Below are 15,320 nucleotides of genomic sequence, written 5' to 3'. Positions count from 1 at the left end.
CTTCAAGATGCTCCCCCTTTGGGGGAGCTGTCGCGGAGCGACTGAGGGGGGCCGCGCGGACGCGCGGCTTCTCGGCCTCTCGTGGAAACCACGGAAGTTGATGGAGAGGGCGCGGGGCGTCCGGGCCTCGCCCGGATGTGTGAGTTCTAGGTACCGTTTCGACGAAGCTGGAACGCCCCGCGCGATCGTTATTCCTCAGGCCGGGACGCGCAGGCCTCTTCCGCCTTTTGCCCCTTCCCCATGCAGTGCGCCCCGTTTCTTGGCGGCCAGGCGTGCATGGCGGCGCGGACCCTTGGACGGGCGGGAGCCTATTAGGCAAGCTCCCGATGGATGGGTTTACGTCCCCCATCCTCATTCAAGCCTTCGGGCCCGGCTCACGCCGCTCCCTCAGCCCCGCTCGATCGCATCCACGTCGCCGCTTCGGGCCGGATCCTTGCGCCCTCTCCCTGCGACGGGACACGTTGATTATGCGGGCGTTCTGAGCGCGTCTGATCGGGGAGCGTGAGAAAGTTGTAAGAGATTGAGTTCGTGGAACTCTTTTCGACGAACGCCGGGGATGGACGAGCCTCCATCCCCGTCCGGCGCACAAACAAAAACGGCGGGCCCTTGCGGACCCGCCGTGATCGTTTTTTCGCCCCCGGCGATCCTTAGGACCGCCGGGATTGAAGAGCGCCTGGATTAGAAGCGGGTCTTCAGAGCGAGGTAGAAGCGGCGGCCGAGCACGTCGTAAGTCGACGGGTCGGTGTTGGCCTGGATGTTCGACGAGAAGACCGGCGGTTGCTTGTCGGCGACGTTGTAGACGCCGGCGCGCACTTCCACCATGTCGGTGACCYTCCAGGCGCCGTTCAGATCGAAGTAGTTGACCGACTTGATCTTCTCGGAGTTGTCGCCAGCGTCGACCATCGAGTCGACGAAGCGCCAACGGACACCCAGTTCGGCCGGGCCGAACGAGTAGGTGGCCGACGACATGACCTTCCACTCCGGCTTCGCGACCGCGACGGCGCTGACCGAGGTGTTGCCGATGGTGCCCTTCAGCTTGTCGATGGGCTCGCCCGGCAGGCTCTGGACGTCGAACTTGTCGAGGTAGTTACCCACGATGTTGAACGCCAGCGAACCGTAGTCGTCGCTCAGGCCGATCGCGCCGAGACCGAAGCCCCAGTCGATCTGGAAGTCGACGCCGGCCGTCTCGTAGGTGGCCAGGTTCAGGTTCGTCAGGACCAGGGTCTGGATCTCGCCCGTCTGGTTGCTGCGGTCGAAGAGGCCGCAGTAGAACGAGGAGCCGGCGCTGCCGTCATAGCACTTGGTGAGCGCCAGGCCGGCGTCGACGGTGCCGATCGCGTCCTTGATCTTGATCGAGTAGTAGTCGACCGAGGCCGACAGCTTCTCGAACAGCGGGTGATCGAAGCGCGGGGTCCAGACGAGACCGACCGAGTAGGTGTCGGCGGTTTCTTCCTTCAGGTCCGGGTTGCCGCCGACGAGGGCGTTAACCTGGGTGTTCGGGTAGGTGTAGCTGTCGATGATCGCCGACGGCACGCCTTGCGCCAGGCAGAGCGAACGCACGGCCGCGGCGTTGGGGCCGGTACGAGCGCGGCTGTCGATCGAGCACGGATCGTCGATGATCTGCGGGAAGTTCTGGGCCTGCGGCGAGTAGAGTTCGCCGATCGACGGGGCGCGAACGCCACGCGAGTAGCCGCCGCGCAGACGGATGCCGTCCACGACTTCCCAGTCGCCGTCGACCTTGTAGGCCGAGACCGAACCGACGGTGTTGTAGTCCGAGAAGCGGTAGCCGCCCGTGACGTTCAGGGCCTTGATGAACGGCAGGTCCTTCAGGACCGGCACGAGCACTTCGCCGTACAGGTCGTAGACGTCGGCCGAGGCGTCCAGGGCGTCGTTGGCGTTGAAGCCGATGACGTCACCGGTCGAGAGCAGCGAGTCCGGAACGTAGTTGTACTTGTCCGAACGGTAGCTGGTGCCCACGGCGGCGCGGACTTCGCCGGCCGGCAGGTCGAACAGGCCGCCCTGCAGGTTCAGCTCGACGGCGCGTTGCTCGTAGCTGGTCCAGTTCTTGGTCACGCGGCTGATGTAGCTGGCGCATTCGGCCGACAGCGGCTGCAGGCCGAAGGGGTTGTAACCGCCGGCGCAGATGCTCGTGCCGCCGTCAGCCGCGTCGAGCAGCGAGACGACCGCCGCACGGCTCACGTTGCCGCGCTGGATCTCGTTCTGCTCGGACTTGCCGTACGAACCGAACAGATCCCAGGTCCAGTCGCGGAAGTTGGTTTGACCGCGCAGACCGGTGGTCAGCTGGAACACGTTGAAGGTGGTTTCCGAAATGCGCGGACCGACGTCCGTGAAGCGCTTGCGGAACAGGAAGTCGGCCGTCGGATCGGCGCGGCTGGCCAGCAGCGTGCGCAGGTCGGTCGGGACGAACGGGTTGTTGTAGTTGACCGAGAAGCCGGTCGTCGCGGCGGCCGGCGACGGGGCCAGGATCGTGCGCGAGTCGTAGTGCGTGAAGTTGAACGAGCCGTAGGCTTCGACATTCTCGGTGATGTCGTAGTTCATCATGCCGAACGCCGAGTAACGGGTCATCGGCAGTTGCAGCAGGTTCAGCGGGCCGGTGTTGTAGCTGCCGTCGAGCGGGATCGTCGAATAGTCGATCGCGGTCGAACCACGGTAGTTGGTGCCGTTGCGGAACAGCGTGCCGTCGTTGTTGAAGCCGAGGTTGGAGTCGGCGGCGACGGTGCCCGGCGCGATGCCGTACTGGGCGAACACGGCGTTCATGGCCGCTTGCGTCGGCAGGTTGGTGCCCGAGAAGTCGTAACGGCCGTACGGGGTGGTCGCCGAGGCGCCCGAGACCGACGAGAACTTGCGGGCGGCGTTCAGGATCTCACCGCGCGTCGAGTAGCTCAGCGACATGATCGCGTGGCCCTTGTCGTCGGCGAACCGCGAACCACCGGTGATGCTGATCGAGCTTTCTTCGCCGTCCTTGGCGTCGGTGATGCCGTACTGGGCGTCGACCTGCAGGCCTTGGAAGCGGTCGTTGATCTTGAAGTTGACCACGCCGGCCATGGCGTCAGAGCCGTAGGTCGCCGAGGCGCCGCCGGTGATCACTTCGATGTTCTGGATGATCGCGCTCGGGATCAGGTTGACGTCGACCGTGCCGTCCGAGTTCGACGGAACGATGCGGTGACCGTCCATCAGAACCAGGGTGCGGTTCGAGCCCAGGCCGCGCAGCTGGATGTTGGCCTGACCGCCGTTCGACGGGTTGTTCGAGGTGGACGACACGCCCGGCACGAACTGCGGCATCTGGTTCAGCAGGGTGTCGACGGTCACCGAACCGGACTTGGCCAGTTGCTCCTGGCCGACCGACACGATCGGGCTGTTCGACACGTAGTCCGGACGCGCGATGCGCGAACCGGTGACGACGACGGCTTCGATTTCGGTGCTGTCGCTTTCCGGCGCGGTTTGAGCAACCGCGGCGCCGGCCGAAGCCATGGCCAGACCACCGATGATCGTCGTCGCAAGCAGGCGCTTACGCGTCATCTGAATATTCAAGATGGAAATCCCTCCGAGAATGGACGGCGACAGGCGCGCATCCATGTCACAATCCCAGGCTGTCCAAAGCCCGGTTGGCGGGGACGTTAGGTGCGGCCGATCAACGCGGTCAATTCCGAGTTTCCGCGAGATATCGCGAAGTCTCACCCCTGTCGCAAAATCAACACACAATCACCCCTTACGGGGCAGGTTTTCGCGCTTTTCGTGCCAATTACGACATCAAGCTTGACTATAGATATCGGTGAAATCCCGATAACGGCAAAATATGACCGCGTTCGAATAACATCGTTATCGAATTATTTTGCAGAACAGCAATATATAGGACGTATTTTTTGCCTTACGTTGGCGCATTCCCGCCGCAATCCCGACACAATCAGAGAGTGTGTGCGCTCACACCGGGCGAGCGCCCCTTCCCGCCAGGCGGGAAAGCCCTTGAAAAAAACAGGAAATCCCAATGCGACGCTTCGGACTGCCGCTCGCCCTGGCCCTGACCGCCGCCGCCATCGCGCAACAGGCCCAGGCCCAATCGCCGACGGCGTCCAAGGCGGCGATGGAGAAGCTGTCGGCGTGTCGCGCGCAGACGGATTCGGCCGCCCGGCTGGCCTGCTACGACGAAACCGTCGCCGGGCTGCTGGCGGCCGAGAAGGCCGGCGACCTGATCGTGGTCGACAAGGAGACCGTGACCAAGGCGCAACGCGAATCGTTCGGCCTGAACCTGCCCAGCTTCTCGTTCGGGCAGAAGAAGGAAGCGGCCATCGAGCAGGTCGAATCGACGATCCGCGAGGCGCGCAGGACCCCGACCGGCTGGCGCTTCCTGCTGGAGGACGGCGCGCGCTGGGAGCAGATCGACACCGAGGCCCTGCCCCTGCCGCCGCGCGTCGGCGCCAAGGTGACGATCCGGCGCGCGGCGCTCGGCAGCTACATGCTGACGGTGAACGGACGAGCCATCCGGGTCGAGCGCGTCAACTAGGCGCGTCGCGGACGGTTCGAAGGACGGGGCTTGCCCTCGCCGCGCGGGCCGCGCATCTGGAGAGTCCTATAAAGAGGTCCTTCAGAGAGCCCGACGCCATGACCGATTTCCGCCGCGTGACCGACAGCCTGTCGGTCAGCCCCCAGATCACCGCCGAGGACGTGGCCCGGGCCAAGGCCGAGGGCTTTACGCTGATCGTCAACAATCGCCCCGACGGCGAGGATCCCAGCCAGCCGACCAGCGGCGAGATCGAGGCGGCGGCCAAGGCCGCGGGCCTGGCCTACCTGCACGTGCCGGTGCGCGGCGGGCCGACCCAGGAGCAGGTGGACGCGGTGCGCGAGGCGGTGGAAGCGGCCGACGGCCCGGTCCTGGCCTTCTGTCGCTCGGGCACGCGCTCGATCGTCACCTGGTCGATCGGCCAGGCCCTGTCGGGCGCCTCCGATCGCGAAACGCTGGTGAAGCAGGGCTACGAGGCCGGCTACGACCTCTCCGGCGTCCTGCCGCACTGAACGATACCGTCAGTAGCCGCCCAGCGTGCTCACGCGGGCGGCCATCGGGCTGGGTTCCGGTTCGCACGAGGCCAGCACGAACTGCGCCGCAATGAGACACAGGACGGCGAAGCAGGCGCGCTGGAGCCGTTTTGAAACAAAAATCGCCGCGTCGGCCGCCATGATCCGCACTCCACAGGGTTTACGGTTCGTTAAGCGCAAGAGCCGCGCCGCCCACGGGTCAGGACCGCGATGATCCCCTTCGTTCGCGAGATCGAGTTCGAGTACGGCCGCTGCGACCAGGTCTCGCCGCTGATCCGGCGGGTGATCGCCGACAATCCCGGCCCGTTCACCTACACCGGCACGGGGACCTACATCGTCGGCCGCGGGACCGTGGCGGTGATCGATCCCGGCCCCGATATCCCCGCCCACCTGGACGCCCTGCTGGCGGCGCTGGACGGCGAGACCGTCAGCCACATCCTGGTGACCCACCACCACGCCGACCACTCTCCCCTCGCCGGCCCGCTGGCGCAGCGCACGGGCGCGCGGATCTGGGGGCGGCCGGCGCCGGCGGTCGAGATCTCGGAAGAGACGGGCGTGCAGCTGGACGCCGAGGACGACGGCCATTTCCGCCCCGACATCGAGATCGCCGACGGCGACCTCTTCGAAGGGCCTGGCTGGACGCTGGAGGCGATCACCACGCCCGGCCACACCTCAAACCACGTCTGCTTCGCGCTGAAGGAGGAGAACGCCCTGTTCTCCGGCGACCACGTGATGGGCTGGTCGACGACGGTGATCACCCCGCCCGACGGCGACATGGGCGACTATTTCGCCAGCCTGGCCAAGATCCAGGCGCGGGGCTTTTCCACCCTGTGGCCGACCCATGGATCGCCGGTGCGCGAGGTGGCGCCGTTCCTTGCCGCCTATGTCGACCACCGCCGGGCGCGCGAGGCCCAGGTGCTGGCGGCCCTGGCCGGCGGCCCGACGCGGATCAAGGCGATGGTCCCGGTGCTGTACGCCGCGGTCGATCCGCGCCTGCACCCGGCCGCGGCCCTGTCGATGCTGGCGCACCTGGTGCTGCTGGTGCGGGAAGGTCGGGTGGTCAGCGACGGCCCGCCAGGGCTGGACAGCGAGTATCGGCTGGCGGAGTAGCGCCCCGCCCCAATCGTCGTCATCCCGGCCGGAGCGAAGCGCAGAGCCGGGACCCAGGGGCCCCCGCACTGCGTCGGCTACCGATTGGGCGGCGAACCTTGGCGCAGCGCCCCGTCACCTGGGTCCCGGATAAGCGCTGCGCGCTTTCCGGGATGACGGCGATTGGGAACAGAGAGCCCTAAAGCCGCGCCTTGACGCTGGCGCGGACCGTGCGCGGCGCGCCGGGGAAGATCCAGACGGGGCTGTAGGAGCTCTGGGCGTAGTGCTCGTCCAGCAGGTTGTCGACCTCCAGGCGCAGGTCGATCTTCGGCGTCACGGCGTACTCGACCGCCGCCTTGGCCTTCCAGTAGGACGGCAGGATCAGGCCCGAGCCGTCCAGCGCCCCGGCCCGGTCGCCCATGTAGCTGGCGCCGACCGTCAGCGACCACCGATCGAAGGTTCCCACCGCGAAAGCGCCGCCGGAGTGCTCGGGCACGTTCAGCACCGCGTCGCTGGCGAAGGCGGTGTCGTCGGCCTTCGCGTCGGTCCAGGCGTAGTTGACCACCACGCGCCAGGCCGCGCTGACCTCGAACGAGCCGTCGAACTCGACGCCCCGGCTGGTCAGCTGGCCGACGGGGGCCAGGAAGCTGGCGTCGACGGGATCGTTGGCCAGGATGTTCTGCTTTTCGATGTCGAACAGGGCCACGGCGAGATCCACGCCCGGCCAGCGGCCGGAAAGGCCCAGCTCCCAGCCTTCGCCCTTCTCGGGCGCGAAGCCCTGGCCGGTGCGGCCGGTGCCCGAGTTCAGCAGGAACGAGCGGCCGAAGCTGGCGTGGGCGGTCAGGGCGTCGGTCAGCTGGTAGCGGGCGCCCAGGCGATAGTCGACGGGCGAGCCCTCGCCGCGCCCGACCGCGCCGGTGCGGTTGTTGCGCACGGTCTGGCGATAGTCGTCGACCCGCACGCCGGCCAGCAGGCTGAGCCGCTCGGACACCTGCCACAGGTCCTGAGCGTAGAGGGTGGCGACGCGCCGGGTCTCGCGGTTGTCAGTGAAGGGCAGCAGCGGCAGGGCCTGGCCGCCATAGACCGGGGCGTCGATCGAGATCGCGTGCGGCGCATCGGCGGTCGGGTTCCGGCGCAGCAGGAACTCGCTGTAGTCGAGGGTATAGCCCTTGACCCCGACATTCAGGTGGTGAGCGCCGATGCGGCCGTCGAGCTCGATGCGGCCCGAGACGTCCTCCACCGCATAGTCGCGCTCGCGCCGCTGGCGCCACAGCTGGCGGCCGACCAGGCGCGACTGGTCGCTGGAAAAGCCGTGCATGTCGCCGGTGCGGTAGGCGAAACCGGCCGTCAGCCGCCAGTCGGGCGACAGTTCGTACTCGCCGGTCAGCTGGTGGCGCTCGTTGCGGAAGCGGGTCACACCGTCGCCGGGCTCGCCGAAGAAGCGCGAGCGCGGGATGGCCAAGGCATCGCCGTTCACCGCCGGCACGCCGCGGTCGAAGGGCGCGTCGAAGACGGTGAACTCGCCCACATAGGTCAGGCGCAGGGCGTCGGTCGGCCGCCAGGTCAGCGACGGGGCGACGGCTCGACGGTGCAGGTCGACATGGTCGCGCCAGCCGTCGCTGCGCTCGTCGGCGATCACCAGGCGCGCGGCCAGGGTGTCGGACAGCGGGCCGGTGAAGTCGATCTCGCCCCGGCGCAGGCCGAACGAGCCGACGGTGGCCGTCACATGGCCGCCGCGCACGAACTGCGGGGTCTTGGAGACGATGTTGACGCGGCCGGCCGGGTCGATGTCGCCGAACAGGGCGCCGGCCGGCCCTTTGAGGATCTCGACACGCTCGGCCGTGGCCGGATCGCGCGGCGGCGCCAGACCGCGATTGGCCAGGAAGCCGTCGACGTAATACTCCGCCCCGCCGTCGGGCGTGCCGAGAAAGCCGCGGATGGCGAAGTTGTCGAGGAAGCCGCCGCGGTTGTTCTGCTGGGAGACGCCGCTGGTCAGCTCCAGCGCGTCGGCCAGACGTCCGGCCCCGACGGCGTCGAGCAGATCGCGCTCGACCGAGCGACTGGACGGCGAGGTGGCCTGGGTGATCTCGCCCGCGCCCAGCGTAACGTCGCGGGCGGCGCCGCGTCGGCCCAAGATGACGATCTCGCCCACGGCGTGGGGCTCCGTCTCGGGCGCCGGGACGGTTTCCGGCGGCTCGGCGGCGGACAGGGCCAGCAGGCATGCGCTGACGCAGCTCCACGACAGGGGCAAGAGAGCAACTCCGTTTGTAATGTTATTTCATATCAGCTATGCCGCCCGGGTGATGCTGTCAACCAACCCCGTATCGACCGCCCTCCCCGCTCCGTCGGCGGGCCGGATCGCCGCCATCGACGCCCTGCGGGGCCTGGTCATGCTGCTGATGATGGTCGACCACGTGCGGGAGTTCTTCTTCATCCACGCCCAGGTCTCGGACCCGATGGACGTGGAGGCGACAGCCCCGTCGCTGTTCTTCACCCGGCTGGCGGCGCACCTGTGCGCGCCGGTGTTCGTGGCCCTGACGGGCCTGGCCGCCTGGCTCTATGGCCGCAAGGCGGGCGGGAACGATCCGCGCGCCACCGCCCGCGCCGCCTCGGCCTTCCTGTTMAAGCGCGGCCTGTTCCTGGTGTTCCTGGAACTGACCTTCGTCAGCTTCGCCTGGACCTTCGACCTGACGCCCAGGACCTATTACCTGCAAGTGATCTGGGCGATCGGCCTGTCGATGATCGCGCTTGCGGCGCTGGTTCACCTGCCGCGCGCGGCTCTGGTCGCGGTCGGCCTCGTGATCGTTCTGGGCCACAACCTGCTGGACCCGATCAGCATCGCGGCGGGCCAGCCGGGCCACGCGATCTGGGCGATCCTGCACGATCGGGGCTTCATCGACCTGCCGTGGGGCGCGCGGGCCCGCACCTCTTACCCGCTGCTGCCGTGGATCGGGGTTGCGGCCCTGGGCTACGCGGTCGGACCCTGGTTCGTCGGCGCCTGGCGCGATCGCCGCAACCGCCTGCTGCTGACGGGCCTGGGCGCCCTGGCGCTGCTGGTGATCCTGCGAACCCTGAACGGCTATGGCGAGACGCCGTGGATCGCCGGCTCCAGCCCGATCCGCACGGTGATGAGCTGGCTGAACGTCACCAAGTACCCGCCCTCGGCCGACTTCCTGCTGCTGACGCTGGGCCTCGGCGCGCTGCTGCTGGCGGGGCTGGAGAAGGCGCCGGCGCGGCTGGTCTCATGGCTGGCGGTGCTGGGCGGCGCGCCGCTGTTCTTCTATCTGATCCACCTTTACGCGCTGCACCTGCTACAGCTTGCGGCGGTGGCCGTGCTGGGCCCGAACCAGGGCGAGGTCTGGAGCCTGCCGGGCGTGGCGTCGATCTGGCTGCTGGCCGCGCTGGTCGCGGTTCCTTGCTGGTATGCCTGCCGCTGGTTCGGCCCGGTCAAGCGGGCCAGCCGCCAGCCGTGGATGAAGTATCTGTAGCGCCTAGGATGACGCGCTCTTGAAAGTGCCGCGGTCATCATGACCTACAGCGCTATCTAAGAGCGTGACCTGAAAGGACGACGACATGGCTTTGCTCGACCAGCTGAAGACCGACCAACTGGCGGCGCGCAAGGCGAGCGACCGCCTGAAGGCCGACGTGCTCACCACCCTGATCGGCGAAGCCACGCAGATCACGACCGAGGAATTCAAGCGCGGCGTGACCGAGGTCACCGACGAGAAGGTCGTCGCGACCGTCGCCAAGTTCGCCAAGAACACCAAGCTGACGCTGGATAATCTCGCGACCGAACGCGCGCGCCTGGTCGAGACCGGCGGCGATACGTCGAAGGTGGACGAGCGGACCAAGGCGGCCGAGACCGAACTGGCGATCCTGTCGTCGTACGGCCCCAAGCAGCTGACGGAAGCCGAACTGCGCGCGGCCATCGACGATTTCCGCGCCAAGAACCCCGACGCCAATGTCGGGGCGATCATGGCCCACCTGAAGACCAGCTTCGGCGGCCAATACGACGGCAAGACGGCCAGCGCACTGGCCAGGGGCTGATTACGAGCGGCTGCGCGGTCTCCAGGCGGGACCGCGCAGCGACGCCCCGCGCCCGGCGTTCAGCCGCCGATGCCGCGCTTGGACACTTTGTCCACGACACCCGCACGAATAAAGTTGGTAGACCGCCCTTCGTTAGCGAGACGCTGCGAATTAGCTTTCAGCGCCCCCAACGGAGTAACGCTGTGGATTGGGCGAACTGGTTTCCTATAGTATTCTTCCCACTCAAGATCCTGGTGCTGGGCATCGGCATGTTCTTCTCGATCAAGTGGCATCACGATCAAGATAAAAAGAAGAAGGCGCTGGAGAGCGAACGAGCGGCAAATGCCGCGATGGCGGCCAACGACTCTCGGCCCGCAGGCGTGGAAGCGACGGCGGCCGGCGGGCAGTAGTCCGTTCGCCTGCCCAGGCGGCGATGGTCCGATACTCGACACAGGCCGCCGCCCTTGCTGAAATGGCCGCGGCGCTCCCCTCCCCGCGCCGAGTTCGGACGGCGTAAGACTTCATGTTCAGCAGCGACGAGACGGCCCGCCTCGCGGCCCTGCATGAATACGGGCTCGTGGACACGCCGCCCGAGGCGGCGTTCGACCGGATCACCGCCCTGGCCGCCGAGCTGTTCGACACGCCCATCGCCGCCGTCACCCTGATCGACGCCGACCGGCAGTGGATCAAGTCGATCGTCGGGCTGGAGCCGGGCGGCACGCCGCGCGAAGACGCCTTCTGCCACTACACCATCGAGTCCGACGAGGTGATGGAGGTGCTCGACCCCGAGGGCGACGACCGCTTCCGCGACAATCCCTTCGTCACCGACGACCCCAACATCCGCTTCTACGCCGGCGCGCCGCTGCGGCTGCACAGCGGCCATCGGCTGGGCGCGCTTTGCGTCATCGACCAGCGGCCGCGCCCGCCGCTGACCGACGAGGAAAAGCGCCGGCTGAAGGCCCTGGCTCAGATCGTCGTCACCGAGATGGACCTGCGGCTGCTGAACGCCCGCAACGAACTGCTGACCCGCCGGGCGCAGGCGGCGACCGAGGCCAAGAGCGAGTTCCTGGCCAACATGACCCACGAACTGCGCACGCCGCTGACCAGCGTGATCGGCTTCAACGGCCTGCTGGCCGCCTCGCCCAACCTGCCCGAACGCGAGCGGATGCTGGCGGGCAAGGCCAAGTCGGCCGGCGAGAAGCTGCTGACCATCGTCAACGACGTGCTCGACCTGGCGCGGCTGGAGGCCGGGGCGGTGAGCGAAACCGACGAGCCGATCGACGTGGCCGAGGTGGCGCGCTCGGCCGTCGAACTGTTCGCCGAACGGGCTCTGGCCAAGGAGATCGCGCTCTCGGCCGAGATCGCGGGCGCCCTGCCCATCGTGCGCGGCGACGCCTCGCGCCTGCGCCAGATCCTGGTCAACCTGCTGGGCAACGCCCTGAAGTTCACCGAGCTGGGCCAGATCGGCCTGGTCATCGCCGCGCGGGGCGGCCAGCTGGTGATGACCGTCTCAGACAGCGGCGTGGGCATTCCCGCCGACCAGCTGGAGCGGATCTTCGAACGCTTCGAGCAGGCGCCGGGCGCGGCCAGCCGCTTCGGCGGCACCGGTCTTGGCCTGGCGATCTCGCGCCGCCTGGCCCGGCAGATGGGCGGCGAGATCACGGTGAGCAGCCGGGTCGGCGAAGGCTCGGTGTTCACCGTCACCCTGCCGGGGGCCTGACCCAAGGCGCGGGCGCAACTTTACATAGAACCAAAATCGCCGCTCCATGCCTTGGGGGCGTCGGCGATGGCCGGCTGCTCGATTGTCGAGGGAGGGCGGCCTTGCTGGTGAACGGAACCCAGATCGCGATCAGCGCGACCGAAACGAAGGCTATCGAAGACCTCCAGGTCGGCGACACGGTCTGGGCGGCGGGACTGAGCCGGGACTGGAAAGCCGTCGCCGTCCGGTTCTCCAGCGGAAGCGGGCGCGATGCGGCGTTCCCGGCCATCCTGTGCCAGGTCGGTGAAGACCGTGAGCTGATCTGCGCCAGGGATCAGTGGGTTCTGACGACAAGGGGCTTGCTGCCCATCGACAGGCTCACGCCCGGCGACAGGCTGATCCAGGCCGATGGCCAGACCGCCGAGATCATCGCCTTGACCATCGGGATGCTCAAGCAGGGAGAAAGCGCCATCGCGACCTCACTCACGACGACCAGGGACCCGGAGGGACACCTGATCCTCGCCCAGGGCTTCATGGTCGCCGACTACGCGCTCAACATGGGCCTTTCGTCGGCGCACCAGGAGGCGCCGGTCGCCGGGGTTTCGGACTAGTTGCCCAGGGATGCTTGTCATCCCGGCCGAAGGAGCGCGTCAGCGGTCCGCAGAGCCGGGATCTCCCACGTCTGCGCTTTGGAACGGACGGAGATCCCGGCGCTCCGCTTCGCTACGACCGGGATGACAAACTTAGGCGTACCGGCGAAGCCCGCGGCGGACCCTAGTCCGACGAGATTGGCCCAGCCGACCGGAGCCCGCGCATTGCGCTGGAAGGATCGCTACGGCGACCCCACCCTGCCCGCCAGATGCTCGGCCAGGCGGATCGACAGGGTGATGATCGTGAAGGTCGGGTTGGAGATCCCGGTCGAGGGAAACACCGACGAGCCGGCCACATAGAGGTTGTCGAGCCCGTGCACCCTGAGGTCGGCGTCGACCACGCCCTGCGTCGGATCGGMCGACATGCGGGTGGTGCCGATGTGGTGGCCGTTGACGGTCAGGCCCGCTTTGACGCTGGCCCAGGGCTGGTAATAGACGTCGCCGCCCAGTTCCTCGACCGCGGCTTTGAACAGCGCCGTGGTCTGGGTGTAGGTCGCCTCGTCGCGGTCGCTGAGCAGCCAGGTGATGTGGGTCTGGCGCTGGCCGAACACCGGGTCGACCGTGTCGGCCAGGGTGATGCGGCTGTCGGGATTGGGGGCCATCTCGAAATAGTACTGGCCGTAGTTGGCCCAGAACCAGCAGCTGCCGATGCCCAGCCGCTTCTGCTCGTCGGCGGTGGGCGAGAAGCGGCCCGAGACGCGAACGCCGTTCGCGTCCTGCCAGGGCACCGCGCGGTTGCCGCTGAGGGTCTGGCCGGCCATCAGCCGGGTCTGGGCGTCGGTCAGGTAGGCGCCGCTGGCGCTGAGCACCGGCCCGTTCGACAGCGGATGGCACATGAAGTAGCGACCGACCTGGTCGTGATCGTTGCCGACATCGGACAGCAGGAGCTGGCGGGCGTTCTCGACCGCGCCGCAGGCCAGGACGACGATGTCGGCCTTGATGGTGAACTCGGTCGCCTTCTTCGGCGGGCTTGATCCATCCATGCTGGCCGCCCGCAGGCCGCACACGCGGCCCTGGTGCTGCTCGATCTGCAGCAGGGTGGCGTTGACGATGATGTCGACGTCGCTGTCGGCGATCGTCACGCCGTCGAAGGTGCGGGTGGCGAAGTTCAGGTAGGGCTTGCCCAGATACTGATAGATCGTGGTGTCGAAGCCGGTCAGTTCCGGGACCTCGGCGTGCAGGATCTCGGCCCAGGCCTGCGGGCTGAAGTCATCCCCGTGCAGCAGGCACAGCTGGGCGGCCTTGGCGTAGTAGGGATCAAGCTCGGCGCGGTCGATCGGCCAGCCGGGAAAGCCCGGACGCGCCTCGAAGTCGATCGGGTCGAGCGGGCGCGACTGCCCGCCCCAGTGGGCCGAGGTGCCGCCGAACATCCGCTCGCGCTCCCACGGGCCGCCGGCCCGGTTGTAGGGCCGGATCAGGAAGTCGGGCTCGGTCTGCGCGAACTGGCCGTCGGCCTTGCCGGCATAGAGCAGGCTCTTGTCAGGCCAGGTGGGGTCGAGCGCGCCGCCGGGGCTGTCGGGCCCGCCCTCGATCAGCGTGACCTTCACCCCGGCCTTCTGCAGCTCCCAGGCGGCGGTGATCCCGGCCGGACCCGAGCCGACGATGCAGACCTGCGTCTCGATCACCGCGCCTTCGGCGATGTCCTTGCCATTGCGGAGCATGAGAGCCTCCCCCGTTCGCTCTCATGCAACTTGCGGCGCCGAACGCCTGAAGGTTGTATCAAATCACACACCCGGATGGGTGGATTCGAATTCTAGCCCTGGATCGCCTTGAGCAGGCCGGTGACGCGGCCGCAGTTGCGGCCCAGGTCGCCGCCCTCGTCGCGGGCGATCGAGCGGACGTCGACGCGGGCGCCGCCGGCGTCCGGACGGACGCGGACGACCAGGTCGTCCTTCAGACCGTACCAGAAGCTGGCGCCGGCGGCCTMGATGCGGCCGTCGTTCGGATCGTCGGTGACCAGCTTCAGGCCCTTGGCCTGGACGGCGGCCTTGACGGCCTCGTAGGCGTCGGCGGGCGAGCGGTCCAGCACCAGGGTCTTGGCCGCCGGGCAGGTCTCGGCGTTGACCTCGGCCACCTGGCGGCCGGCGAACAGCTCCGAGCCCACCGGCAGGCTGGGGGCCTCGAACACCGGAGCCGAGGCCTCGCCGCGCGCGGCGATCACGGCCTCGGAAAAGCCCAGCGGCGCCTTCCAGTCGGTGGCGACGTCGCCCACCGGGGCTGCGCGGGCGGGCGTGCCGGTGGCCAGGAAGAAGACGCCCAGCGTGGCGACGGTGATGGCCAGGGCCAGCAGCGCGCGGCGCCAATGGCGCCGGATGCCGCCGATCATGGCCACAATCACGCCCAGCCCGCCGGTCAGCAGGCTCAGCCAGGCGATGGCGGGCGCCAGGTCGCGGGTCATCAGGTCGTAGGCGACGGCCTTGTCGAGCAGGCCGAAACGCGCGCCGAGGGCGCCGGCCACGACCAGCACGGCCGGGACCAGGGCGATCACCACCGCGCCGGTCAGGATCGGCGCGGCCCATCCGCCCTTGTCGCCGGATGCGGCCCTGGCGGCCTTGGCGGCCTTGGCCTTGCGCGGCTTGGCGGCGCTCAGCGGCATGGCCAGCGGCGGCTCCTCGGCGACGAACACCGGCGGGGCGTCGAAGGCTTCTTCGGGCGTCGCGGCCAGGGGCCCCGCCTGCGGCTCGACCAGCGGCGCGTGCGGGAAGACGTCCTCGGGCGAAACGGGCTCGGGCGAGACCGGCTCGGCCGGCTCAGCGTGGGCGACCGGGGCCGGCTCCGGATCGGGCAGCGCCGCGGCCAGGGCC

At 68.3% G+C, this 15,320-nt stretch carries 13 protein-coding genes; 8 read left to right on the top strand and 5 right to left on the bottom strand.

The window, feature by feature from the left end; all coding sequences use genetic code 11:
• Nucleotides 1-678: 678 nt before the first annotated feature.
• Nucleotides 679-3,540, bottom strand: coding sequence for a TonB-dependent receptor domain-containing protein (locus tag AC1DCG_RS23610; protein WP_477041706.1), 2,862 nt, complete (start codon nucleotides 3,538-3,540; stop codon nucleotides 679-681).
• A gap of 466 nt (nucleotides 3,541-4,006) precedes the next feature.
• On the opposite strand from AC1DCG_RS23610, the gene AC1DCG_RS23605 reads away from it, so the two are divergent.
• Both AC1DCG_RS23605 and AC1DCG_RS23600 read left to right on the top strand, forming a co-directional pair.
• Complete coding sequence (locus tag AC1DCG_RS23605) at nucleotides 4,007-4,522, top strand: hypothetical protein (RefSeq protein WP_165259165.1); 516 nt, start codon at nucleotides 4,007-4,009, stop codon at nucleotides 4,520-4,522.
• A gap of 98 nt (nucleotides 4,523-4,620) precedes the next feature.
• Entirely contained in the window at nucleotides 4,621-5,031 is a 411-nt protein-coding gene (locus AC1DCG_RS23600) for a TIGR01244 family sulfur transferase (RefSeq protein ID WP_477031295.1), read from the top strand.
• A gap of 9 nt (nucleotides 5,032-5,040) precedes the next feature.
• Here AC1DCG_RS23600 and AC1DCG_RS23595 read toward each other — a convergent pair whose 3' ends face one another.
• Nucleotides 5,041-5,193 carry a hypothetical protein gene (locus tag AC1DCG_RS23595; protein WP_165259167.1) on the bottom strand — a complete coding sequence of 51 codons (153 nt, stop codon included), beginning with the start codon at nucleotides 5,191-5,193 and terminating at the stop codon, nucleotides 5,041-5,043.
• A 69-nt stretch (nucleotides 5,194-5,262) separates the two neighbouring features.
• Here AC1DCG_RS23595 and AC1DCG_RS23590 point away from each other — a divergent pair, with 69 nt between their 5' ends.
• Nucleotides 5,263-6,162: an MBL fold metallo-hydrolase gene (locus AC1DCG_RS23590; RefSeq protein ID WP_477031294.1), complete on the top strand. Its 900-nt coding sequence runs from the start codon at nucleotides 5,263-5,265 to the stop codon at nucleotides 6,160-6,162.
• Between the two features lie 178 nt (nucleotides 6,163-6,340).
• Here the strand turns inward: AC1DCG_RS23590 and AC1DCG_RS23585 are convergent, their stop codons facing one another.
• Complete coding sequence (locus AC1DCG_RS23585; protein WP_477041705.1) at nucleotides 6,341-8,392, bottom strand: TonB-dependent siderophore receptor; 2,052 nt, start codon at nucleotides 8,390-8,392, stop codon at nucleotides 6,341-6,343.
• Between the two features lie 19 nt (nucleotides 8,393-8,411).
• Here AC1DCG_RS23585 and AC1DCG_RS23580 point away from each other — a divergent pair, with 19 nt between their 5' ends.
• From AC1DCG_RS23580 to AC1DCG_RS23560, 5 genes are all read left to right on the top strand, one after another.
• On the top strand, nucleotides 8,412-9,629 hold the full coding sequence (locus AC1DCG_RS23580; protein WP_477041704.1) for an acetyltransferase domain-containing protein: 1,218 nt from the start codon (nucleotides 8,412-8,414) through the stop codon (nucleotides 9,627-9,629).
• Nucleotides 9,630-9,714: 85 nt separating this feature from the next.
• Entirely contained in the window at nucleotides 9,715-10,188 is a 474-nt protein-coding gene (locus AC1DCG_RS23575) for a GatB/YqeY domain-containing protein (RefSeq protein WP_477036970.1), read from the top strand.
• A gap of 233 nt (nucleotides 10,189-10,421) precedes the next feature.
• A complete protein-coding gene (locus AC1DCG_RS23570) occupies nucleotides 10,422-10,577 on the top strand; it encodes a hypothetical protein (protein ID WP_477031290.1) in 156 nt (51 codons plus the stop codon).
• 113 nt (nucleotides 10,578-10,690) lie between these two features.
• Nucleotides 10,691-11,887: a GAF domain-containing sensor histidine kinase gene (locus AC1DCG_RS23565; protein WP_165259170.1), complete on the top strand. Its 1,197-nt coding sequence runs from the start codon at nucleotides 10,691-10,693 to the stop codon at nucleotides 11,885-11,887.
• A gap of 101 nt (nucleotides 11,888-11,988) precedes the next feature.
• Nucleotides 11,989-12,477 carry a hypothetical protein gene (locus tag AC1DCG_RS23560; protein ID WP_477031289.1) on the top strand — a complete coding sequence of 163 codons (489 nt, stop codon included), beginning with the start codon at nucleotides 11,989-11,991 and terminating at the stop codon, nucleotides 12,475-12,477.
• A 221-nt stretch (nucleotides 12,478-12,698) separates the two neighbouring features.
• Here AC1DCG_RS23560 and AC1DCG_RS23555 read toward each other — a convergent pair whose 3' ends face one another.
• Together AC1DCG_RS23555 and AC1DCG_RS23550 are read right to left on the bottom strand one after the other, a co-directional pair.
• The gene (locus AC1DCG_RS23555) at nucleotides 12,699-14,177 is read right to left on the bottom strand and encodes an FAD-dependent oxidoreductase (RefSeq protein ID WP_477041703.1); all 1,479 of its coding nucleotides are present in this window, start codon (nucleotides 14,175-14,177) and stop codon (nucleotides 12,699-12,701) included.
• Between the two features lie 92 nt (nucleotides 14,178-14,269).
• Nucleotides 14,270-15,320, bottom strand: a 1,051-nt coding sequence (locus AC1DCG_RS23550; RefSeq protein WP_477041702.1) for a DUF1499 domain-containing protein, incomplete at its 5' end; no start/stop codon positions are given.

The sequence above is a fragment of the Caulobacter sp. 10L414 genome (assembly GCF_056395525.1).
Note: the sequence above shows the minus strand (reverse complement) of the source record. Positions and strands in the feature narration are given on the sequence as shown.